Source organism: Streptomyces sp. B8-7 (genome assembly GCF_058833805.1).
In genome coordinates this window covers 468,907-490,046 of the sequence record NZ_JBYRRL010000002.1, presented here as the reverse complement: position 1 = coordinate 490,046, position 21,140 = coordinate 468,907, and the positions used below count along the sequence as shown (strand labels likewise).

Here is a 21,140-nt window from a genome sequence, read left to right as displayed (position 1 = left end):
ACAGCGGGTGCGAATCGCCCCTGTTCGTCCCTCATGGCACCCGGTGCCATCGCTGAAGGAAGTGACAGCTCATGTCCGCACCAGCGCCGTCTCCGCTGGCCATCGTCGACGCCGAGCCTCTGCCCCGGCAGGAGGAGGTCCTCACCGATGCGGCGCTCGCCTTCGTGGCCGAGCTGCACCGGAGGTTCACGCCCCGGCGTGACGAACTCCTCGCCCGCCGACGGGAGCGCCGCGCCGAGATCGCCCGCACCTCGACGCTCGACTTCCTCCCCGAGACCGCCGCGATCCGCGCGGACGACAGCTGGAAGGTCGCCCCGGCGCCCGCCGCGCTGAACGACCGCCGCGTCGAGATCACCGGCCCCACCGACCGCAAGATGACGATCAACGCCCTGAACTCGGGCGCCCGGGTCTGGCTCGCCGACTTCGAGGACGCCTCGGCGCCCACCTGGGAGAACGTCGTCACCGGCCAGCTCAACCTGATCGACGCCTACACCCGGAACATCGACTTCACCGACCCCGGGTCCGGCAAGTCGTACGCGCTGCGCCCGGACGAGGAGCTCGCCACCGTCGTCATGCGGCCGCGCGGCTGGCACCTGGACGAGCGCCACCTGCAGGTCGACGGGCAGCCGGTGCCGGGCGCGTTCGTCGACTTCGGCCTGTACTTCTTCCACAACGCCCGGCGGCTGCTCGATTTCGGCAAGGGCCCGTACTTCTACCTGCCGAAGACCGAGTCGCACCTTGAGGCCCGCCTGTGGAACGACGTGTTCGTCTTCGCACAGGACCGGCTCGGCATCCCGCAGGGCACCGTCCGCGCCACCGTGCTGATCGAGACCATCACCGCGGCGTACGAGATGGAGGAGATCCTCTACGAGCTGCGCGACCACGCCTCCGGCCTGAACGCCGGCCGCTGGGACTACCTGTTCTCCATCGTGAAGAACTTCCGCGACGCCGGACCGGCGTTCGTGCTGCCGGACCGCAACGCGGTCACGATGACCGCCCCGTTCATGCGGGCGTACACCGAGCTGCTGGTGCGCACCTGCCACAGGCGCGGCGCGCACGCCATCGGCGGCATGGCCGCGTTCATCCCCTCCCGCCGGGACGCGGAGGTCAACCAGGTCGCGTTCGAGAAGGTGCGCGCCGACAAGGACCGCGAGGCCGGCGACGGCTTCGACGGCTCCTGGGTCGCCCACCCCGACCTGGTGCCGATCGCCATGGAGTCCTTCGACAAGGTGCTCGGCGACCGGCCGAACCAGAAGGACCGGCTGCGCGAGGACGTCCACGTCGAGGCGGCCGACCTGATCGCAGTCAACACCCTGGAGGCGAAGCCGACCTACAACGGACTGGTCAACGCCGTCCAGGTCGGCATCCGCTACATCGAGGCGTGGCTGCGCGGCCTGGGCGCCGTAGCCATCTTCAACCTGATGGAGGACGCGGCCACCGCCGAGATCTCCCGCTCGCAGATCTGGCAGTGGATCAACGCCGGGGTCGAGTTCGAGAACGGCGAGAAGGCCACGCCCGAGCTGGCCCGCAAGGTCGCCGCGCAGGAGCTGGACGCCATCCGCGAGGAGACGGGCGAGGAGGCCTTCGCGGCCGGCCACTGGCAGCAGGCCCACGACCTGCTGCTGGAGGTGTCGCTCGACGCCGACTACGCCGACTTCCTGACCCTGCCCGCCTACGAGCAGCTCAGGGGCTGACGTCCCGGTCCGAGTGGCCCAGGGCCCTGCCCGGGGCCACCCGGTCGCGTACGGCGCGCTTGACCGCCGTGGGCTCGGGGAAGCCCTGCTCACGGCGGTCCCAGACCACCTCGTCGTCGACCCGCACCACGAACACCCCGCCGGTGCCGGGCCTGAGCGCCAGCTCCTCCAGCTCGGCCTCGAAGGTCGTGAGCAGCTCCTGGGCCAGCCAGGCCGCGCGCGGCAGCCACCGGCACTGGGTGCAGTACTCGATCTGGACCCGTCCGCTCATCGCAGGTGCACCGACCCGTCGTGCTCCACGGCCGGCCTGCCGTGCAGGTCGGGGACCCGCTTCAGCCACGCCGGCCGGCCCTGCCGGGTCCGCGCCGCCCGCCGGGCGTCCTCGGCGGCGAGCTCCTCCCGGCTGGGGAAGTCGGTGGGCAGCCACGCGCCGGACGCCGCCGCACGCGCGAGGAGGTGCTCCACGTACGCCTCGCGGGTCTCGGCGGGCGGGCCGGTGCCGGCGTCGGCGAGCCAGGCGTCCGGTACTCCCGCGACGATCCGGCGCAGCAGTTCCCCCGTGACCTTCGGCGCGAGCTCGGCGTCGGCGGTGCGCACGTCGGGGCCGTAGCGCCCGAGGGCGTGGTGCCGGAAGTCGTAGGCGCGGGCCGGGTCGGCGCCGTCCCAGCGGTGGTGGAACACGAGCGCCGCACCGTGGTCGATGAGCCACAGCCGCGGCGGTACGGTGCCCAGGGTGGGCCACACCATCAGGTTGGAGCTGTGCACCGTCCGGTCGACGTTGGCGGTCAGCGCGTCCAGCCAGACGATCCGCCCCGCCTCCAGGGGGTCGACCGGAAACGACTCGGCGAGCTGAGGGGTGAGGTCCCGCGCCCCGGGCAGGAAGTCCATCCCGAGGTTGACTCCCGTGCTCGCCCCGTGCAGGTCACGCACCTCCTGGTGCGGCTCGTGCGCGGCGACGGCCGGGTCGAAGTGCACCAGGACCAGCTCCGGGAACCGCAGCCCGAGCGCGCGGGCCAGCTCCCCGACGATCACCTCGGCGACCAGTGCCCTGCGCCCCTGCGCGGACCCGGTGAACTTGACGACGTACGTGCCCAGGTCGTCCGCCTCGACGACGCCGGGGACGGACCCGCCGGAGTGCAGGGGTTCGATGTAGCGGGTCGCAACAACCTCTCTCAGCATCTTCCAAGACCCCACAACTCGATCACCTGACATTCCACGGCACACTCCGTTGCGGCGCAATCCGGGAGATCCTCCCCGCTCAGCCCTGGGGAGAATCCGGGGAGTTCTTGGGAGTTCCCGGCCGGCCCGCCTCCCGCTCTCCCCGGCAGGGCGTCCACGGGGGTGCGCCCGCTTCCGGCCGCCGGTCTCCGGCCGCCGGCCCTCGACCGCCGGTCTTCCGCCTTCGGTCTTCGGCCTTCGGTCTTCGGCCTTCGGTCTTCGGCCTTCGGTCTTCGGCCTTCGGTCTTCGGCCTTCGGCCTTCGGTACGAAAAGAGCATAGTAGGCAGGCGTGACGGCCGGGGAGGAGCGCCCGGGCCGGCGCGCCGGTCCCGCCGCGGACTCCCCCGCCTCCGGCACGGCGCGGGCGTGAGCGTGCCGCAGCGCACGGAAGCCCGGCGAAGGCGGAGAACGCCCCCGGCGCGGCCGATGCCCTCCGGGCTCCGCCCACGCCCCGGGTCAACCGCAGAGGCCTGCGCCACTCGATCAGGTCGTAGTCCGAGAGCCCGCCCGTCGACCGCGGCGGGACGGCCAACGGCACGCCGACGGTCCTGGGGCGGTGCAGCGGGGCCGCGAGCCAGCAGTGGACGTACGAGGACGGCACACTGCGCCACACCACATCCAGCCGCTGCCTGGACGTGCCGGGGTGGAACACGACGGACGGCACCCGGCTGGTCATCTGGGACTGCAACGGCGGAGCCAACCAGAAATGGAACGTCCCGACCGTCCCGGCGACCCCGTGAGGCCGTGAGGCCGCCCGGCCGTGAGTTCGCGCGTTCGTGAGGCGGCCCGGGGTCGACCCACCCTCCGGGGCCCGGTCTCCGGGGCGGCGGGGAGGTGCACACCATGCGCCTCCCCGCGGCCCGCTGCCCGCCGGCACCGCCGCGTCCGGCGTGCAGGGTCCCTCGCCCACCGACGGCTCCCCGGTGCGCTCGGGTCAGCGGGAGACGTCCGGGGGCAGCGCGCCGGGGGTGCCGCTGTCGGCCTCGGCGGCGTCGGCCAGGGCCGCCGCGGCGGCTTCCTCGGCCTGGGCCTTGTCGCTGGCGGCCTGGGCGGACATGTCGTCCCGCGGAGCCTCGCGGGTGGCCGGCGACTGGGGGAGCACCTCGCTGAAGGCGCGGGACACCCCCTGGAGCGCGGAGGTCATCTCGCTGGGGATGACCCAGAAGGTGCTGCCCGGGCCCTGGGCCAGCTGCGGCAGCATCTGGAGGTACTGGTAGGCGAGCAGCTTGGGGTCGGGGTCGTTGCGGTGCACGGCCTGGAAGACCTCGTCGATGGCCCGGGACTGGCCCTCGGCCTGGAGGATGGCGGCGGTCCGGTTGCCCTCGGCGCGCAGGACGGCGGCCTGCTTGTCGCCCTCGGCGGTGAGGATCTGCGACTGGCGCTGCCCTTCGGCCCCGAGGATCGCGGCCCTCTTGTCCCGCTCGGCGCGCATCTGCTTCTGCATCGCGTCCTTGATGGTCTGCGGGGGGTCGATGGCCTTGATCTCCACGCGGTTGACCCTCAGCCCCCATTTGCCCGTGGCCTCGTCCAGCACACCGCGGAGCTGGCTGTTGATGGTGTCCCGCGAGGTGAGGGTCTTCTCCAGGTCCATGGACCCCACCACGTTGCGCAGGGTGGTCACGGTGAGCTGTTCGACCGCCTGGAGGAAGTTCGCGATCTCGTAGAAGGCCGCCCGGGGGTCGGTGACCTGGAAGTAGAGGACGGTGTCGATCTCGACGACCAGGTTGTCCTCGGTGATCACCGGCTGCGGTTTGAACGAGACGACCTGTTCCCGCAGATCGATCACCGGATGGACGCGGTCGATGTAGGGGATGACCAGGTTGAGGCCGGGAGTCAGTGTCCGGTGGTAGCGGCCGAGCCGCTCGACATTGCGGGCGCGTGCCTGGGGCACGATACGGACCGCCCGCACCACGGTGAAGACCGCGAAGAGCGCGACGATCAGGCCGGCAACGAGGAACGCCGAGATGTCCATGTTTCAGCCCCGTGGGTAGACGATCGCTGTGGCACCACTGATCTCTATGACGTCGACAACCGCGCCCGAAGGAATCACCAGCGTCTCGTCGTAGGCGCGGGCCGTCCACTCCTCGCCTCCGATGCGGACCCTGCCGCCCCGCCCCGTCACCTCCGCGACGACGTAGCCGTCCTGGCCGACCAGCGCGTCCACCCCAAAGCGGGCCTTCGGCGGCTGGAGCACACGCCGCAGCGCGAGAGGACGGACGAACAGCAGCGTGACCGTGGTGACCACGGTGAACACCACCAGTTGGAGGGGCAGCGGCAGCCCGACCGCGGCGGACCCCGCCGTCACCAGCGCGGCGGCGCTCAGCATGCCCAGTGCGGCGGTGAGCGTGAAGACCTCCGCCACGGCCAGCACGGCCGCGATGATCAACCAGATCAGCCAAAGATCCATTGCCTGCCCCTTCTGCCGACGCGGCTAGGAAAGGCGTGACTCCCGCTATTGGACCCCCGCCGGGGGGACGGTGGATACCCCTGTGACGGTACGGCCCGCACAGCAGGGTCCGACGCTGGGTGTCCCCGGCACAGCGCGGTGACAACCTTTACTCTCATTTTAACCTGTAAGGGAGAAAGTAACCCCGTCTCGTCGGGGATCCCGTACGGCATGACGGTCCCGGACCGCACGACGAGCCCGTACGGCACGACGAGCCCGACCGTACGACGAGCCCGTACCGCGGACGTCCCTGGACGGCACAGCGCCGCGGTGAGGAGTACGTCCGGGCCCGGGGCGCGAGCCACGACGAGGCGTGCGCTACGGCGAGGCCTCCGACACGGCGGCCAGCGGGTTGGGCAGGGGCAGGTAGCGGGCGTCCGCGCCGGCCGCGCCGGTCCAGCGCAGCAGCAGGTTCGTCTTGCCGGGCAGGGTCGGCGCGGAGCGCAGGGCGGCCGCCTCGGACAGTCCGTGCCGGGCCAGTTCGCGGCACACGGCCGGCCAGGGGTCCAGCCCGGGGTGCCGCTCGGTGAGAGCGGCCGCGATCTCCATCAGGTGGTTGACCACCAGGCAGTACACCAGGCGCTCCCAGCCCGCCGCCCGGTCCGTGTCCGCGAGCAGTCGCACGCCCTCCGCGTCGCGGAACAGGGCCCGCACGGGCGTGCCGTCGGCGTCCACCGCGACGAGCGTGTTCTGCAGATGCGCCTCCAGCACCACGCCGTGGTCGGCGAAGGCCGCCAGCACCGGGGGCACGACCGCCCGCAGATAGGCCTCCCACCAGCCCGCCGGGTCCGCCGTGCGGTCCAGCGGACTGCCCTCGAAGCCCTCCACCAGCCCGGCGGCCAGCACCGGCACCGCGCCGGGCGGCACCCGGTCCGTGAAGCCCTCGCGGACCAGCACGGCCAGTTCCTCGAAGGCGAACCGTGCGGTGCGGTATCCCCGGTCGCTCAGCCAGGACGCCCCGGGGAGCCCGGTGAACGCCCGCACCACCGCGGTGTCGGTACGGCGCAGCGCGGCCAGGTCGTGCCGCCACAGCCGGCGGATGTCGTTGGTGATGCGCACGTCCAGGCTGAACTTGAGGAACAGGTCCGGTGCGGGGGCGTACAGCGTGCGCACGGCGGACGTCGGCCACAGCGGGAAGCCGGTGGTGCCGAGCCGGATCAGCCGGCCGTCCGCGAAGGCGTCCGCCAGCTCGCCGCCCCGCAGCTGAAGTTGCCAGGGATGGGCCGGCAGCAGCCGGTAGCCGGGCGGTGCCTGGCCGAGCGCGTCCAGGGCGGCGGTGTCGCCGTCCGCCACCACCTCGTCCGCGCGGACCCCGAGCAGTACCACCGGGAACCGGGCGTACGCCTCCGGTGCGTACGGCAGCCAGCCGTGCGCGGGTCCGCCACCGCGCGCCTTGGGCGCCGGATGGAACGGGTGGCCGGTGACCAGCGACTGCTCCGAGCGCAGGTAGAGGTCGTCCGGCGGGGCGGCCCAGGCCCGCGCGGCGAGGATCGCGGCGACCGCGTCCCGGCTGTCGGCCATTTCGGCCGGCAGCTCGTGGTTGGACCGGCCGGTGTGCAGGGTCAGTTCCTCGGCGACCAGCTGCACCAGATCGCCGTGGCCCAGCGGGCGCCATGCGCCGTCCGCGCCGAGTTCGGCGGCGGCGGGCCGCCGGGTGCCGCGCACCCGCAGCAGCCGGCCCCCGGGCAGCCGGTGCACGGACCACCCGGACCGCCCGAGCCCGGTCTCCACCGGGCGTGCCACCTCTCGCAGCAGGCAGTTGAGCAGCGGCGCGGCCGCGTAGGCGTCGGCGCGTGCGGTGACGTCGTCACCGGTGTGCGGGGGAAGAAGATCCACGCGATCCATTTCGTTCCATACGGTCCGTGAAGAGCGGAGACGATCAGTATCGCTGGCGCCCCGCCCGGCCGGGACCGTCGTACGCTCGCCTCCCCGGACACCCGAGGAGCCCGACCGTGCATCCCTACCCTGCCGAGGCCACGATGGCCGCCGAACTGGCCGTCGTACGCCCCGGCCTGCTGCCGGCGTTCACCGCCGGGCTGGCCGGTGCGCGGGCGGCGGTGCTGACCCGGCTGTGGCGGGGGCTGGCGCACGACCCGCTGCGCTGGGTGGAGCGCCGCGAGCCCGCCCGCGACGTCCTCGTGCTGCGGCTGCGCGACGGGCGCCGGCTGCACGGCCCGGCGCCGGATCCGTACGCCACCGACGCGTACGTCACGCAGGTGCGGCTGGACGGCGTGCGGTACGAGGATCCGGCGCGGCTCGTGACGGCGCTCGGGTCGCCGGACGGCGGGCCCGGGACGACCGGGTCCAGCGACTCCGCCGCGGCCGCCGGGCGGGCACCGTACGCGGGTTTCGCCGGGGAACTCGACCACAGTGCGGTCTCGTTGGCGCTGTCCCGGGCCAACCGCCCGCAGGGCGGCGCCGGGTGGCCGGTGGACGGCTGGGAGTGGGAGCGGCGGGTCACGGACGGGCACCCGTACCACCCCAACTGCCGTTCCCGGCCGGGCTTCTCCACAGCCGACCAGCTCGCGTACGGGCCGGAGCACGGGCCGCTGGTGGAGCTGGGGCTGGTGCCGGTGGCGGCCGGGCACTGCCTGGTGTCGGGCTGCTGGCCGAAGGAGCTGCGCGACGGCCGGCGCCTCCTGCTCCCCGTGCATCCCTGGCAGGCCGCGCACGTCCTGAAGGCGACGCCGGGGCCGGGGCCGTCCGCGCGGCCGCTGATGTCGCTGCGCACCCTGGAGGTGCCCGGCGGGCCCCATGTGAAGACCGCGCTGAGCACCCGGCTGACGTCCTCGGTACGGGACATGTCGACGGGGTCCGTCGCCGCCGCGGCGGCTCTGTCGGTCTTCGGCGAGCAACTCGCGGCCCGCACCGACGGGCTGCTGCACCTGACGCGGACGCTGGGCGCGGCCACCGCCGGCTCCCCCGGCCTGGCGGCGCTGCTGCGCGAGCCGCCTCAGGTGTACGCGGCCGGGGACGAGCGGGTGGTGCCGGTCGCCGCACTGCCCTCGACCGGGCTTCCCGGCCGGGCCGGCTGGCAGGCCGCGTTCGCCCGGCTCGCTCTCGGAGTGGGCCTGCGGGTCCTGGAGCTGGGCGTGGCACTGGAGGCGCACGGGCAGAACCTGCTGGTGGTGCTCTCCGCCTCGGGCGACCCGCTGCGGCTGGTCTACCGCGACATGGCCGACATCCGGGTCAGTCCCGTCCGGCTGGCCCGCCACGGCATCGCGCTGCCCGCGGGGGTGCCCGCACGGGTCCTCACCGACGACGTGGAGGCCCTGCGGCGCAAGCTGTTCGGATCGCTGGTGGCAGGCGCCCTCGCGGGAACGGCCGGATCCCGCGCGGCGCTGCGGGCCGCGCTGGAGGCGGCCGTAGGGGATCTGCCGCGCACCCCCGACCTGGAGGCGCTGACCGGGCGGCCGCTGCCCGCGAAGGCCCTGACGTCGATGCGGCTGTCCCCGGGCGCACCGGGCGGCCGGTGGACCCGGCTGCCGAATCCGCTGAGGTGAGGGGGAGTTGCCGACGGCGCGGAAGACCCCGCTTTGAAGCCCGGCGCCCCGGCTCAATAGGATCCGCCGATGATCACAAGAAAACGGCTGGCGTCAGGAGTGTGCGTCCTGTTGGCCGCCCTGGCCGCCGGGCTCGCGGCCCCGACCGCGGCCGTCGCCGACGAGACCACGGCCACGGCGCCGAAGGTGAACCTGCTCATCGATGTGAGCGGCTCGATGCGGGCCCGGGACATCGACGGACAGTCCCGGATGGCCGCGGCGAAGCACGCGTTCAACGAGGTGCTGGACGCCACCCCGGACGGGGTCCTGCTGGGCATCCGCACCCTCGGCGCCGACTACCCGGGCGACGACCAGAAGACGGGCTGCAAGGACACCGCACAGCTGTACCCGGTCGGCCCGCTGGACCGCACCGAGGCCAAGACGGCGGTGGCGACCCTGACACCCACCGGCTGGACCCCGATCGGCCCGGCGCTGCTGAAGGCGGCCGACGACCTCGACGGCGGCACCGGCTCCAAGCGCATCGTGCTGATCAGCGACGGGGAGGACACCTGCGCCCCGCTGGACCCGTGCGAGGTGGCCCGGGAGATCGCCGCGCGCGGCATCGGGCTGACCATCGACACGCTGGGTCTGGTGCCCAACACGAAGATGCGCAGGCAGCTCAGCTGCATCGCCGAGGCGACCGGCGGCACCTACACCTCCGTCGAGCACGCCGACGAACTCACCGACAAGGTCAACCAGTTGGTGGACCGGGCGGCGGACCCGGTGGTGACTCCGGTGGCCGCCGAGGGCGCCGACGCCTGCGCCGGGGCGCCGGCCCTGACCTCCGGTCTCTACACCGACCGGGCGGAGTTCGGGCAGCAGCGCTGGTACCGGGTGGACGTCGAGCCGGGCAAGGAGCTCCGTGCCTCGGTGAGCGTGGCCGCCGACCGTGCCGTCTCCCCCTCCTACGGTGTGCTGCTGCGGGCCGTCACCGTCCACGGGCGGGAGATTGTCCGCGGTGAGGCCGCGGGCACCGGCCGTACGGACATGGTGTCGACCGGCCTGCGCTACCCGAAGGCGGACGGCGACGACGAGGACGCACCGGCCGAGGCCGTCTGCCTCCAGGTGGCGCACTCCTTCTCCGGCGCCTCCGGTGTGCAGGCCACCCCCGGTCTGCCGCTGGAGCTGACCGTGGACGTCGTCGACGGCCCCGGCGACTCCGACGACGTGGCCGCCTTCGGTCTCGGGCGCGGCTGGTGGCTGCTGGGCGCGCTGATCGTGGCCGGGTTCCTGGCCGGTGTGCTGTGGGGCTGGCTGTCGCGCTGGCGGGTCGCGGTCTGGAGGACCAACTGATGCGTGTCACGAAGATGTTCGGCGCGGCCCTGCTGGTGCTCGGTCTCGCGGCCGCGCCCGCCGCCGCGGACTCCACGCCGTCGGCGAGCCCGTCCGAGGACGGCGCGGCCCCCACCGTCGCGGGCACGTCCTTCCGCACCGCCACCGAGATCGACCAGGGGCGGACCGCCACGGCGAACGGCTCCACCGGCGACTACCTGTACTGGTCCTTCCCGGCGGACGCCGGGCAGCGGCCGAAGGTGACGGCCACGGTGAAGCTGCCGCCGGCCCACACCGGCGGGACCTGGCAGGTGGACGTCTACGACGGGCTGCGCCGCCACCAGTCGTGCCAGTACGGCCGCCAGACGCGGACCGCCGCCGCGGGGGTCACCTCCCTCGAACTCGCCTGCGTGCTGCGGACCGTGCGCGCCTGGTCCGAGCCGTGGGCCAACGACCCGCTGCCCGGCACCTACTACCTGCGGCTCACCGCGGTCGGCCTGAGCACCGCCGACCGCGGCCTGCCGGTGGAGGCGGAGGTGCGGGTCGACGCCAAGGAGATCGGCGGCGCGGCCGCGGTCGACGGGTCGCTCGGCGAGCCGCTGGTCCCGGGCGTCGCGATGGGGTCCGCGCAGTCCTCGCAGAGCGGCGCGGACGAGGACGGCGGCGGGGACGCCGAGGCCGAAGAGGCCGAAGGGCAGGACTCGGCCGCCGCCGTGCTGTCCGCCATCGAGCCGGAGGACGGCTGGTCCTCGGGCTGGTGGTCGGACCGCTGGGTGTGGACCGCGGTGGGCGGCGCACTGGCCGCGCTCGCCGGGATCGGCGGCTACCGGCTGACCCGCGGGTCGGGCCGGCCCTTGCGGGTTCCGACGTCCGGAACCTGACGCCGAGTCCGCGGACGGGGCCGAGAGGCGGCGGGCCGAGAGGCGGCGGGCCGAGAGGTGGCGGGGCGGGGCCCGACGGGGCCTGTGGCCACGGCCCGGCCCGGCTCCGAGCACGGCCCGGTCCGGCCGGGTCCGGTCCCTGTCGTCCGGCCCGGCATCGGCCCGTTGCGCGTCCCGGCCAGGCTCCGGCCGCGCCCGGAGCGGGCCCGGGCCGGGGGCGGGCGAGTGGGGCGGAGGCCCGTCGTGTGCCGGGGTGCGCGGGGCGGGCCTCCGCCCTTCCGGAACCCCGCGCGCCCTGGTGCCACGGCGCCGGACGGTCGCCCCGTCGCGACGCCCGGCACGCTCGCCCCCTCCCGCAGGGGCGTGGGCGGAGCCCCACTCGCCGCACCGGCCGGAAGCCCGTGTGCGTCCAGGACGGGGCCCGCCGGCACTCCCCCGGCCTTCGGCCGGGGTCGCAGGGCCGGTCCGGGGCGACGGTCGGTGGCGGGTCGTAGTCTTCGTAGAGTCCGTACCGGCTCGGTGGCCCTGCCGGGCCGGAGCCGTGGACGCCGGGCTGCCCCGGCCGGACGGCCGATCCGCGGCCGGCCGGACGGCCGAGGCCCCGGAGGACCGTCGAGACCTCAGGGAGAGGAGCATGCCGTGACCCGACCGCCCACCGCCGCCCAGCGGCGTGTCATCCACGCCGCCGACCCGGTCACCGGACGGCTCCAGGGATCGGAGACGCAGCTCGCGGCGCTGGTCAGACATGGCCTGGCGTTCCGCCACCCACGGCCGCCGCACGCCCACTTCCTCACGCCCGCGGGGCACCGGATACGGGAGGCGGAGCGGCAGGAGGCGATACCCGCGGAGGCCGCCGTGCCGTCCCGGGGCGGGTCCGCGGAGCCCGCGGCGACGGGGGGTGTGTTCGCCGCGCGGGTGGGCGGCGAGGAGGACCCTGCCGGCACCGGGCCGGCCCGCGCGCGGGAGGTGCACGGCGCCTGGCAGGGGCTGCTGGAGCTGCGCCGGATGACCAACCCGGACGGTGCCGCGGACCGGCCGTGCGGCTGGGAGCGCGCACACCTGGTGCGGGCCGCGGCGCTGGCACTGGAGGCGGGCGGGCAGCCGCCGGCCGGGCCGGACGCTCCCGGCTACCGGGTGCGGGCCACGCCGCAGCCGGAGGCCGTCGCCGTGCACGCCCCGGACCCGGCGGCGCTGCGGGGCTGCGCGGACACGCTGGAGCGGGCGGGCTGGCAGGCCGGCGAACACACGGACCCGCGCAGCCGGGAGCGGTACCTGCTGGCCTCACCGCGCCGGGCGTGAACGGCGTGACAGGATCGGTGCAGCGCACCCACAGCGCCTGCCGCAATGAGGGGAAGACGAGGGAAAGCAGTGAGCGAGCCGTTCTCCGTCCCGGTGACCGTGCGTGGCTACGAGACCGACGTCCAGGGCCACCTCAACCAAGCCGTCTACCTCAACTACGCCGAGCACGCCCGCTGGTCGTTGCTCCAGGCCGTGGGCATCCGCCAGCGGGACCTCCAGGAGCGGGGTGTCGGCCCGGTCGCGCTGGAGACGACGATCAGGTACCGGCGTGAACTGCTGGCCGGTGAAGAGGTCGATGTGAGCTGCACCTTCGTCTGGAGCGAGGGGAAGACGTTCCGGATCGTGCAGACGATCCGGAAGGCCGACGGCACGGTCGCCGCGGAGATCGAGGCGGTGGGCGGCCTGATGGATCTCTCGGCCCGCCGCCTGCTGGCCGATCCGCGCGAGCGGTTCAAGGAGATGGCGGCGGACCCGGCGCTCTTCGGCCTGTAGGCCCGGGGCCGCCGGAGCGGCCGGGTGCACCGGCGTCACCCGAGCCTCCCGGTCCCGCCGGCCCCCCGTCCGGTGGGTGCCCCCGGTTCCCACCGGTGGGAACCGGGACAGGTACGGGACAGGTACGGGACAGGTACGGGACAGGTACCGGAGGCGTCCCCCGCCCGGACACGTACGCTGCCCCGCCCGGACGACCGTCCGGCGTGCGAGGCGACCGCGGGGGCACGCCCCGGCCGGGACGGGGCGTCACCTCCTGCCGGGACGGGACGGCGGCGCGGGCCGGGCGGCCCGGGACCGTCGAGCCGGAGCGGGTCTCCGCGGCTCCTGCCGGGCGGGTCCGCGCCCGCGGTGCGGCGGGGCCGGTGCCTCCCGGCCCGGGCCGGGAGGACTCAGGACCGGGTGGGAGCCCGGCTCGCCGCGGGGGCGGGTTCGTCGCCCGCTTCCGTCGGGCGGGTGACGTCCTGGGCCTGCCGCCCCCGGCCCAGGTGGTGGAAGACCAGGTTGAGCAGGACGGCGGCCACACAGCCGGTGGAGATGCCGGAGTCGAGGACGATCCTCGCGGTCTCGGGGAAGGAGTGGTAGAAGTCCGGCGCGGTGATCGGGATGATGCCGACGGCCAGGGAGACCGCGACGATGAGGACGTTGTCGTCCCGGTCGAGGCCGGCACGGACCAGCGTCTGGACACCGCTGGCGGCGACCGAGCCGAACAGCACCACTCCGGCGCCGCCGAGCACCGGGCGGGGCACCACCGCGATGAGGGCGGCGGCCACCGGGCACAGGCCCATCAGGACCAGGAAGCCTCCGCCGGCCGCCACCACGAAGCGGCTGCGGACCCGGGTCATCGCCACCAGCCCGATGTTCTGGGCGAAGGCGCTGCACATGAACCCGTTGAACACCGGGCTCAGGGCGGAACCGAGGGTGTCGGCGCGCAGTCCGGCGGCGATGGTCCGCTCGTCCGCCGGGCGTTCGACGATCTCCCCGAGCGCCAGCATGTCGGCGGTGGACTCGGTCATCGACACCACCATCACCACGCACATGGACACGATCGCGGCGAGCTGGAACCGGGGCGCGCCGAAGTGGAACGGGGTGGGGAAGCCGACGATGTCCGCGTCCGCGACCGGCGAGAAGTCGGTGGCGCCGAGCGGCACGGCGATGAGGGTGCCGGCCACCAGGCCGAGGAGCACGGCGATCTGCTTGACGAAGCCGCGGGTGAACCGGCGCAGCAGGAGCACGATCAGCAGGGTGACGGCGGCCAGGCCCAGATGGGCGCCCGAGCCGTAGCCGTCCGCCGACGGGTCCGGGCCCTGGGCCCAGCCGAACGCGACCGGCAGCAGGGAGACACCGATGAGGGTGATGACCGTGCCGGTGACCACCGGCGGGAAGAAGCGGACCGCCTTGCAGAAGACGGGGGCGGCGAGGAAGCCCAGGAGTCCGGCGACGACGACCGCGCCGAAGATGACCGGCAGAGCATCGGACGGGTCGTCGGTGGAGGCGACGATCGCCGTCATGGGGGCGACCCCGGCGAAGGTGACGCCGTTGACGAACGGCAGACGGGCGCCGATCTTCCAGACGCCGAGCGTCTGCAGGAGGGTGGCGAGACCCGCGGTGAACAGGCAGGCACCGGTGAGGAAGGTGAGTTCGGTGCCGGTCAGGCCGATGGCGGCGCCGACGATCAGAGGCGGGGCGACGACCCCGGCGTACATGGCGGCCACGTGCTGGAGGCCGGTGGTCGCCATCTTCAGGGCGGGGAGTTTCTCGTCGACGGGGTGGGCGGACACGGGCGGCTCCTCCGGTCGGGTAACGCGTCGGATCTGACACGGGTTTCAGGGAGGTGGTGCACGCGGGCATGAGGGGGTGCCTCCCGCCCCGGCCGGTCCGAGAAGGGCCGAGAAAGGGCCGAGAGGGGCCGGGAAGGGCCGAGAAGGGCCGAGAAGGGCCGAGAAGGGCCGAGAAGGGGGAGGGCCCGGGACGGGGACCGTTCCGGGGCGCGCACGTCCGGCGCGCGCCCCGGAGACGGCCGCCGTGGACCCCGCTCGGGTCCACGGCCGCCGGCCGGGAGCCGTCCCTCCCGGCCGGAGTCTCTGCGGGCGGTCAGCCCCGGGCGGCGATCCGCGCCAGGCGCTGCGCCTGCTCGCGCGTGGTGCGGGCGATCGCGTCCTCGTCGGCCGTGGTGAGGCGGCCGTTGTCGACGATCTGCACGCCGTTGACGAAGGAGGCGGTGACCGGGGCGGCCGCGCCGAACACCAGCGCGGTCACCGGGTCGGCGATGGAGGCGTGGGCCAGGGTGTCCAGCTTCCACAGCACCAGGTCGGCGAGCTTGCCGGGCTCCAGGGAGCCGGTCTCGGCGGCACGGCCGAGGACCTCGGCACCGCCGTAGGTGCCCAGGCGCAGGGCCTGGCGGGCGTTGAGCGCGGCCTCGCGGTGGGCGCCCAGGCGGTTGATGAGCAGCGCGTTGCGCAGTTCGGTGTGGAGTTCGCCGGACTCGTTGGAGGCGGTGCCGTCGACGCCGAGGCCGACGGGGACTCCGGCCGCGAGCATGTCGGGGACACGGGCGATGCCGGCCGCGAGCCGGGCGTTGGACGAGGGGCAGTGGGCGACGCCGGTCCGGGTGCGGGCGAAGGCGGCGATGTCGGAGTCGTTCATGTGGACGCAGTGCGCCATCCACACGTCCTCGCCGAGCCAGCCGGTGGACTCGAAGTAGTCGGTCGGGCCCATGCCGAACAGCTCGTGGCAGAACTTCTCCTCCTCGACCGTCTCCGAGCCGTGGGTGTGCATGCGCACACCGAGGCGGCGGGCCAGTTCGGCGCCCTGCCGCAGGAGGTCGGTGGAGATGGAGAAGGGGGAGCAGGGGGCGACCGCGACCTGGGTCATCGCGTCAAAGGAGGCGTCGTGGTACTGCCGGACGGTCTCCTCGGTCGCGGCGAGTGCGCCGTCGAGTGTCTCCACCGCGAAGTCCGGCGGCAGTCCGCCGTCCTTCTCGCTGCGGTCCATCGAGCCGCGGGCCAGGGTGAAGCGGACGCCCATGTCGCGGGCGGCGCGGATGATCGCGCCGGACAGGTCGCCGGCGTTCTCCGGGTAGACGTAGTGGTGGTCCATGGCGGTGGTGACGCCGCCGCGGGCCATCATGGCGAGCGAGCCCTGGGCGGCCGCGTGGACCATCTGTTCGTCGATGCGCGCCCAGGTCGGGTACAGGGCGACCAGCCAGTCGAACAGGTTGTGGTCGGTGGCCAGGCCGCGGGTGATCCACTGGTAGAAGTGGTGGTGGGTGTTGATCAGGCCGGGGGTGAGCAGGTGCCCGGTCGCGTCGATGCGGCGTACGACGTTCTCCAGGCCCTCGGGGGCCCGGCCCGCGCCGAGCGCCTCGATGCGGTTGCCGGCGAGGACGGCGTATCCGGAGGCGTGCTCGGTGTCGTTCGCGTCGACGGTCGCGATCGCGCAGTTCTCGATGACGATGCGCTGGCCTGCTGCCATGATGCGTCCCCTTTTTTCATGCTTTTCATGAAAGATACTGAAGTGGAGAGGGCACGGCAGGACCCTGGGAGATTTTGAGTGCCGCGGCCGGGGGGCTCCACAGCCCGCCCGGCCGCGGGTGCCGAAGTCGGTCGTGCTCCGGGCCGGGGCCCGGTGTCCTGCGGCCTACAGGTTGGTGAGGTCCACGGGGATCCTCGCCTCGCAGCCGTCCCGCAGGACGGTGCCCTCGATCAGGCCGTAGGGGCGGTCGGCGGCGTAGTACACCTCGTTGTCGTTCTTCAGCCCGAACGGCTCCAGGTCCACCAGGAAGTGATGCTTGTTCGGGAGCGAGAAGCGGACCTCGTCGATCTCGCTGCGGTTGTTGATGATGCGCGCGCCCATCTGGTAGAGCGTCTGCTGCAGCGACAGCGAGTACGTCTCGGCGAAGGCCTGGAGCATGTGCTTCTTGACCTGCTCGTAGGACTTGTCCCAGTTGGGCATCTTCTGCTCGTCGTCGGTCCAGTTGAAGCGCCAGCGGCCGGAGACCTGGGTGGCCAGGATGCGGTCGTAGGCCTCCTGGAGGGTCGTGTACCTGTCCTTGACGTAGCCCCAGAACTCGGAGTTGGTCGAGTTCATCACCACGAGGTCCTTCAGACCGGAGATCACCTCCCACGAGGAGCCGTCGTAGGTGATCTGGGTGACGCGGACCTCCTGGCCCTGGCGGACGAAGGAGTGCCTGACCTCGTCGGCGCCGATGAACCTGCTGTTGGCGTCGGAGGACTCGATGCGCTCCCAGGCGTACTCCTCGATGCGGATACGTGCCTGCCGGATGGGCTCCTGGGAGGTGACGAAGTGGCGGGCGAGGTGGATGCCGAACCGCTCGGCGGACTCGATGCCGTGCTCCTTGGCGAACGCGAACACCGTGTTCTTCGTGGTGTCGGTCGGCAGCACGTGGGCGTTGGAGCCGGAGTAGTGGACCTCCTCCATGTCGCCGCTCAGTGCCACGGACACGTTGAGGTCCTTGATGTGGTGGGTGGCGCCCTCCCGTGTGATCCTGACGACTCGGTTCTCGGCCTTGCCGTACTGGTTCTGTCCCAGAAGCACAGGCCGGGCAGGGCGGGAATTGACGGTCATTTAGCTAGCTCCCTCGGTAAACGGAGTAGCCGAACGGGTTGAGCAGCAGCGGTACGTGGTAGTGCTCGCCGGGGTTCACGGCGAAGGTGATCGCCACCTCCGGGAAGAACACGGCACCGCTGTCCCGAGTCGCGGGGGCGTCCTGCTGCGCATCGGCTTGCTTCTTCGCGGTTTCCTCGAAGTACGGTTCGACCCCGAAGTCGAGCCGCACGTGGGTCGTCCCCTCCGGCAGGTCCGGAAGGTCCTTGCACCGGCCGTCCGCGTCGGTCGCGGAGCCGCCGAGCGCCCGCCAGTCCGCGAGCCGGCCGCCACGGGCGGACAGCCGGACGGCGACCCCCGCGGCCGGGCGGCCGGCGGAGGTGTCCAGGATGTGCGTGGACACGGAGGCGGTGGTGCTGGTGCTCATGCTCAGGTGTCCTCTTCGACGAGTCGGGCCAGTCGGATGCGGTTGATCTTGCCCAGCTCGGTGCGCACGATCTCGCGCTCCCGCTCCGGCGAGTTGCCGATCCGCTCCTTGACCGCGTCCCGCATCTGCTCGCCGGTTCTGCCGGTGGCGCAGATCAGGAAGACGTGGCCGAACCTGTCCTGGTAGGCCAGGTTCAGTTCGAGCAGTTCCGCCTTCAGCTCCTCGGAGGCGCCGGCCAGGCCGCGCTGCTCGCGCGCCGAGGTGGGGTCGCCCGGCTTGGGGCGGCCGATCGGCGGGTGTCCGGCCATCGCTTCCGCGAGGTCCTCGGCGGTCAGGCCGGCGAGGGCGGCGTCGGCGGTGGCGTAGAGCTGCTCGGGCGTGGCGTACGGGCGGGCGGCGAGCAGCCGCCGCCCCCATGCGGTGGAGGCGCACGCCTCGTGGAGCGCGGCACGTGCCGCGTCCTCCTCAAGTGCGTTGAACCGGGCCAGGCCCGGCGTGGATGTCGACGTCACGGGAGCCTCCGTGGCCGGATACGGCCTTCGTGCTGAACGGGCTGCGGACAGCTAACGCCCTCCGGAACGCGACGTCAACACTTTGTTGAAAATTCTGTGTGACGGGGCCGTCACCCGCACCCGGGGGCCTTCGCCGGGCTCAGGCGCCCTTCTCACGGTTGAGGTAGTTGTAGACGGTGAAGCGGCTGACCCCGAGGGCGCCGGCCACCGTCTCCACGCCGTGCCGCACGGCGAACGCGCCGCGCGCCTCCAGGATCCGCACCACCTCCTGTTTCGCCCTGCGGTCCAGGTCCGCGAGCGGCATGCCCTTCCTGCGCTCCATCGCGGCGAGGATGTGATCCAGGGAGTCCGCGAGCTGCGGCAGCCGCACGGCGACGACGGCCGCGCCCTCCCAGGAGAGCACGACGTCCTCGGGGCCGGCCTCGTCCGGCGGGAGGATCTCCCCGCCCATGGCGTCGACCAGGGGCTTCACCGCCGCGATGAAGGGCTCGGCGCTCACTCGGCACCCTCCGCGAGCACGTTGACCTGGAGCGAGACCCGGGTGGCCCCGGCCTGGAGCGACGCGCGCAGCAGGGCGTCCACGGCGGCGAGAACCGCGTCGGCGCCGCCTTCCGCCGTGTTGCCGAAGGGGCCGACGTCCACCGCGTCCAGTTCGGCCGCCTCGATCACCCCGCGCGCGGCCGTGGCGTGCGCGGGCGCCTCGTCGAGGTCGAACGGCTCGGTCGTGAACTCCACTCTCAATCGCACGCGCCCAACCTAACGCCCCGCACGGAGGTTCCGGCAGCCCCCGCGAGCGTGCCGGGCCGTCCGGCGCCCCGCCGTCCGGAAGAGGTCCCGGACCTGCGGCGCTCCGTGCCTTCGTACGACGCCACCGGTGGGCAGTTTGTCGCAAGGACCCTTGACAGCCGTCCCTCGACGAAGGCAATCTTCCGTTGAGCAGAAACGAACTTCCGCAATACGGAATGCACGGTACGGAAATGCACAGTACGGAAGGGAGCGCGGACCCGATGCCAGGTTTTGCATCGAGCACAGCCGCAGACCAGCGCTTCGACGTCAACCTGTCGATCCTCTTCACCGAACTCCCGCTCCTGGAGCGCCCCGCGGCGGCGGCCGCGGCAGGCTTCACCGCGGTCGAGCTGTGGTGGCCCTGGATCGACACCCCGACCCCGGAGCAGTCCGAGCTCGACGCCCTGAGGAAGGCGATCGAGGACGCGGGCGTGCAGCTCACGGGCCTGAACTTCTACGCCGGCCGGCTCCCCGGCCCGGACCGCGGCGCCCTGTCGGTGCCGGGCGAGGAGTCGGAGCGGTTCCGCGCCAACGTCGGCGTGGCCGCCGGCTTCGCGCAGTCACTGGGCTGCAGGGCGCTCAACGCGCTGTACGGCAACCGCGTCGACGGCGTGGACCCGGCCGAGCAGGACGCCCTGGCCCTGGAGAACCTCGTCCTCGCGGCCCGGGCGGCCGACCGGATCGGCGCGATCCTGCTGATCGAGGCGCTGAACCGGCCCGAGTCGCCGCTGTACCCGCTGGTCAGCGCGCCGGCCGCGGTGGAGGTCGTCGACCGGGTCAACGAGGCCACCGGCCTGGACAACGCCCGGTTCCTGATGGACCTGTACCACCTGTCCATGAACGGCGAGGACCTGCCGGCGGTGATCGAGCGGTACGCCGCGAAGACCGGCCACGTCCAGATCGCCGACAACCCCGGCCGCGGGGCCCCGGGCACCGGCGCGCTTCCGCTCGCGGATCTGCTCGACCAGCTCCGCAAGGCCGGCTACGACGGCCTGGTCGGCCTGGAGTACAAGCCGGGCGACCGCCCCAGCGCCGAGGCCTTCGACTGGCTGTCCCGCTGACCCCCGATCCCCCGAGAGGCACCCTCATGAGCAACACCCGGACCGACTCCGCCCTGCCGTCCGTCGCCTGGATCGGCCTCGGCATCATGGGCTCCCCCATGTCCGAGAACCTGATCAAGGCGGGTTACCAGGTCACCGGCTTCACCCTGGAGCAGGACAAGCTCGACCGGCTCGCGGCGGCGGGCGGCACCGCGGCCTCCTCCATCGCCGAGGCGGTGCGCGAGGCCGACGTCATCATCACGATGGTCCCGGCGTCCCCGCAGGTCGAGGCGATCTCCTACGGTCCCGAGGGCATCCTGGAGAACGCCCGGCCGGGCGCCCTGCTGATCGACATGTCCTCGATCACCCCGCAGACCTCGGTCGACCTCGCCGCCGCCGCCCGCGACAAGGGCATCCGCGTCCTGGACGCACCCGTCTCCGGCGGCGAGGCCGGCGCCGTCGAGGCCGTGCTGTCCATCATGGCCGGCGGCGACCAGGCCGACTTCGACGAGGCCAGGCCGGTCTTCGAGGCGCTGGGCAGGACCATCGTGCTGTGCGGCCCGCACGGCTCCGGCCAGACCGTGAAGGCCGCCAACCAGCTGATCGTCGCCGTGAACATCCAGGCGTGTGCCGAGGCGGTGGTCTTCCTGGAGCGGTCCGGCGTGGACCTGAAGGCCGCACTGGACGTCCTCAACGGGGGCCTCGCCGGCTCCACCGTGCTGACACGCAAGAAGGACAACTTCCTCAACCGCGACTTCAGGCCGGGCTTCCGGATCGACCTGCACCACAAGGACATGGGCATCGTCACCGACGCCGCCCGCAACGTCGGCGCGGCCCTGCCGGTCGGTGCGGCCGTCGCCCAGCTGGTCGCCTCGCTGCGCGCCCAGGGCGACGGCGGCCTGGACCACTCGGCCCTGCTGCGGGCCGTCGAGCGCCTGTCCGGCGCCCAGGTCTGACGCGGAGGCAC

General features: G+C 73.3%; 20 protein-coding genes and 1 pseudogene. 9 read left to right on the top strand and 12 right to left on the bottom strand.

Features of this window, described 5'->3' with window-relative positions:
* Nucleotides 1–71: 71 nt before the first annotated feature.
* Nucleotides 72–1,694 (top strand): malate synthase A, encoded by a 1,623-nt coding sequence (gene aceB, locus AC5K6T_RS10860; protein ID WP_493207958.1) that lies wholly within the window; start codon nt 72–74, stop codon nt 1,692–1,694.
* On the opposite strand, the gene AC5K6T_RS10855 is transcribed toward aceB, so the two are convergent.
* Together AC5K6T_RS10855 and AC5K6T_RS10850 are read right to left on the bottom strand one after the other, a co-directional pair.
* Nucleotides 1,684–1,965 carry an Rdx family protein gene (locus AC5K6T_RS10855; protein WP_493207956.1) on the bottom strand — a complete coding sequence of 94 codons (282 nt, stop codon included), beginning with the start codon at nt 1,963–1,965 and terminating at the stop codon, nt 1,684–1,686. The genes aceB and AC5K6T_RS10855 overlap by 11 nt on opposite strands.
* Entirely contained in the window at nt 1,962–2,873 is a 912-nt protein-coding gene (locus AC5K6T_RS10850; protein ID WP_493209283.1) for a HipA family kinase, read from the bottom strand. The genes AC5K6T_RS10855 and AC5K6T_RS10850 overlap by 4 nt, the downstream gene beginning before the upstream one ends.
* 573 nt (nt 2,874–3,446) lie before the next feature.
* On the opposite strand from AC5K6T_RS10850, the pseudogene AC5K6T_RS10845 reads away from it, so the two are divergent.
* Nucleotides 3,447–3,653 (top strand): annotated as a pseudogene (locus tag AC5K6T_RS10845) (RICIN domain-containing protein); the annotation flags it as partial.
* Nucleotides 3,654–3,847: 194 nt separating this feature from the next.
* Here the strand turns inward: AC5K6T_RS10845 and AC5K6T_RS10840 are convergent.
* The 3 genes from AC5K6T_RS10840 to AC5K6T_RS10830 form a co-directional block, all read right to left on the bottom strand.
* Nucleotides 3,848–4,885 (bottom strand): SPFH domain-containing protein, encoded by a 1,038-nt coding sequence (locus tag AC5K6T_RS10840; protein WP_493207954.1) that lies wholly within the window; start codon nt 4,883–4,885, stop codon nt 3,848–3,850.
* A 3-nt stretch (nt 4,886–4,888) separates the two neighbouring features.
* On the bottom strand, nt 4,889–5,320 hold the full coding sequence (locus tag AC5K6T_RS10835; protein ID WP_493207952.1) for an NfeD family protein: 432 nt from the start codon (nt 5,318–5,320) through the stop codon (nt 4,889–4,891).
* A gap of 357 nt (nt 5,321–5,677) precedes the next feature.
* Nucleotides 5,678–7,204, bottom strand: a complete 1,527-nt coding sequence (locus tag AC5K6T_RS10830; protein WP_493207950.1) for an IucA/IucC family protein — start codon at nt 7,202–7,204, stop codon at nt 5,678–5,680.
* 107 nt (nt 7,205–7,311) lie between these two features.
* Here AC5K6T_RS10830 and AC5K6T_RS10825 point away from each other — a divergent pair, with 107 nt between their 5' ends.
* The 5 genes from AC5K6T_RS10825 (at nt 7,312) to AC5K6T_RS10805 (ending at nt 12,845) form a co-directional block, all read left to right on the top strand.
* Nucleotides 7,312–8,862, top strand: a complete 1,551-nt coding sequence (locus AC5K6T_RS10825) for an IucA/IucC family protein (RefSeq protein ID WP_493207948.1) — start codon at nt 7,312–7,314, stop codon at nt 8,860–8,862.
* Nucleotides 8,863–8,931: 69 nt separating this feature from the next.
* Complete coding sequence (locus AC5K6T_RS10820; protein WP_493207947.1) at nt 8,932–10,194, top strand: VWA domain-containing protein; 1,263 nt, start codon at nt 8,932–8,934, stop codon at nt 10,192–10,194.
* Complete coding sequence (locus AC5K6T_RS10815) at nt 10,194–11,054, top strand: hypothetical protein (RefSeq protein WP_493207945.1); 861 nt, start codon at nt 10,194–10,196, stop codon at nt 11,052–11,054. Before AC5K6T_RS10820 ends, AC5K6T_RS10815 begins: the two co-directional genes overlap by 1 nt.
* A gap of 639 nt (nt 11,055–11,693) precedes the next feature.
* Nucleotides 11,694–12,353, top strand: coding sequence for a hypothetical protein (locus AC5K6T_RS10810; RefSeq protein ID WP_493207944.1), 660 nt, complete (start codon nt 11,694–11,696; stop codon nt 12,351–12,353).
* Nucleotides 12,354–12,422: 69 nt separating this feature from the next.
* Nucleotides 12,423–12,845, top strand: coding sequence for an acyl-CoA thioesterase (locus AC5K6T_RS10805; RefSeq protein WP_493207942.1), 423 nt, complete (start codon nt 12,423–12,425; stop codon nt 12,843–12,845).
* 389 nt (nt 12,846–13,234) lie between these two features.
* Here the strand turns inward: AC5K6T_RS10805 and AC5K6T_RS10800 are convergent, their stop codons facing one another.
* The 7 genes from AC5K6T_RS10800 to AC5K6T_RS10770 form a co-directional block, all read right to left on the bottom strand.
* Nucleotides 13,235–14,623: a nucleobase:cation symporter-2 family protein gene (locus tag AC5K6T_RS10800; RefSeq protein WP_493207941.1), complete on the bottom strand. Its 1,389-nt coding sequence runs from the start codon at nt 14,621–14,623 to the stop codon at nt 13,235–13,237.
* A gap of 313 nt (nt 14,624–14,936) precedes the next feature.
* On the bottom strand, nt 14,937–16,316 hold the full coding sequence (locus AC5K6T_RS10795; RefSeq protein WP_493207939.1) for an 8-oxoguanine deaminase: 1,380 nt from the start codon (nt 16,314–16,316) through the stop codon (nt 14,937–14,939).
* Between the two features lie 165 nt (nt 16,317–16,481).
* On the bottom strand, nt 16,482–17,429 hold the full coding sequence (gene pucL, locus AC5K6T_RS10790) for a factor-independent urate hydroxylase (RefSeq protein WP_493207937.1): 948 nt from the start codon (nt 17,427–17,429) through the stop codon (nt 16,482–16,484).
* 4 nt (nt 17,430–17,433) lie between these two features.
* Nucleotides 17,434–17,835 (bottom strand): hydroxyisourate hydrolase, encoded by a 402-nt coding sequence (uraH, locus tag AC5K6T_RS10785; RefSeq protein WP_493207936.1) that lies wholly within the window; start codon nt 17,833–17,835, stop codon nt 17,434–17,436.
* Between the two features lie 2 nt (nt 17,836–17,837).
* The gene (gene uraD, locus AC5K6T_RS10780) at nt 17,838–18,347 is read right to left on the bottom strand and encodes a 2-oxo-4-hydroxy-4-carboxy-5-ureidoimidazoline decarboxylase (RefSeq protein ID WP_493207935.1); all 510 of its coding nucleotides are present in this window, start codon (nt 18,345–18,347) and stop codon (nt 17,838–17,840) included.
* Nucleotides 18,348–18,486: 139 nt separating this feature from the next.
* A complete protein-coding gene (locus tag AC5K6T_RS10775) occupies nt 18,487–18,798 on the bottom strand; it encodes a helix-turn-helix domain-containing protein (RefSeq protein WP_493209281.1) in 312 nt (103 codons plus the stop codon).
* Between the two features lie 44 nt (nt 18,799–18,842).
* Complete coding sequence (locus AC5K6T_RS10770; RefSeq protein WP_493207933.1) at nt 18,843–19,094, bottom strand: hypothetical protein; 252 nt, start codon at nt 19,092–19,094, stop codon at nt 18,843–18,845.
* Between the two features lie 260 nt (nt 19,095–19,354).
* On the opposite strand from AC5K6T_RS10770, the gene AC5K6T_RS10765 reads away from it, so the two are divergent.
* Both AC5K6T_RS10765 and AC5K6T_RS10760 read left to right on the top strand, forming a co-directional pair.
* Nucleotides 19,355–20,194, top strand: coding sequence for a TIM barrel protein (locus AC5K6T_RS10765; RefSeq protein WP_493207931.1), 840 nt, complete (start codon nt 19,355–19,357; stop codon nt 20,192–20,194).
* 26 nt (nt 20,195–20,220) lie between these two features.
* Entirely contained in the window at nt 20,221–21,129 is a 909-nt protein-coding gene (locus AC5K6T_RS10760) for a 2-hydroxy-3-oxopropionate reductase (protein ID WP_493207929.1), read from the top strand.
* Nucleotides 21,130–21,140: the final 11 nt, after the last annotated feature.

Excerpts from the sequence above, each read along its gene's own strand:
- aceB (WP_493207958.1), top strand. The coding sequence starts at position 72 with ATGTCCGCACCAGCGCCGTCTCCGCTGGCCATCGTCGACGCCGAGCCT.
- AC5K6T_RS10855 (WP_493207956.1), bottom strand. The coding sequence starts at position 1,965 with ATGAGCGGACGGGTCCAGATCGAGTACTGCACCCAGTGCCGGTGGCTG.
- AC5K6T_RS10850 (WP_493209283.1), bottom strand. The coding sequence starts at position 2,873 with ATGCTGAGAGAGGTTGTTGCGACCCGCTACATCGAACCCCTGCACTCC.
- AC5K6T_RS10840 (WP_493207954.1), bottom strand. The coding sequence starts at position 4,885 with ATGGACATCTCGGCGTTCCTCGTTGCCGGCCTGATCGTCGCGCTCTTC.
- AC5K6T_RS10835 (WP_493207952.1), bottom strand. The coding sequence starts at position 5,320 with ATGGATCTTTGGCTGATCTGGTTGATCATCGCGGCCGTGCTGGCCGTG.
- AC5K6T_RS10830 (WP_493207950.1), bottom strand. The coding sequence starts at position 7,204 with ATGGATCGCGTGGATCTTCTTCCCCCGCACACCGGTGACGACGTCACC.
- AC5K6T_RS10820 (WP_493207947.1), top strand. The coding sequence starts at position 8,932 with ATGATCACAAGAAAACGGCTGGCGTCAGGAGTGTGCGTCCTGTTGGCC.
- AC5K6T_RS10815 (WP_493207945.1), top strand. The coding sequence starts at position 10,194 with ATGCGTGTCACGAAGATGTTCGGCGCGGCCCTGCTGGTGCTCGGTCTC.
- AC5K6T_RS10795 (WP_493207939.1), bottom strand. The coding sequence starts at position 16,316 with ATGGCAGCAGGCCAGCGCATCGTCATCGAGAACTGCGCGATCGCGACC.
- pucL (WP_493207937.1), bottom strand. The coding sequence starts at position 17,429 with ATGACCGTCAATTCCCGCCCTGCCCGGCCTGTGCTTCTGGGACAGAAC.
- uraH (WP_493207936.1), bottom strand. The coding sequence starts at position 17,835 with ATGAGCACCAGCACCACCGCCTCCGTGTCCACGCACATCCTGGACACC.
- AC5K6T_RS10775 (WP_493209281.1), bottom strand. The coding sequence starts at position 18,798 with ATGGGCGGGGAGATCCTCCCGCCGGACGAGGCCGGCCCCGAGGACGTC.
- AC5K6T_RS10765 (WP_493207931.1), top strand. The coding sequence starts at position 19,355 with ATGCCAGGTTTTGCATCGAGCACAGCCGCAGACCAGCGCTTCGACGTC.
- AC5K6T_RS10760 (WP_493207929.1), top strand. The coding sequence starts at position 20,221 with ATGAGCAACACCCGGACCGACTCCGCCCTGCCGTCCGTCGCCTGGATC.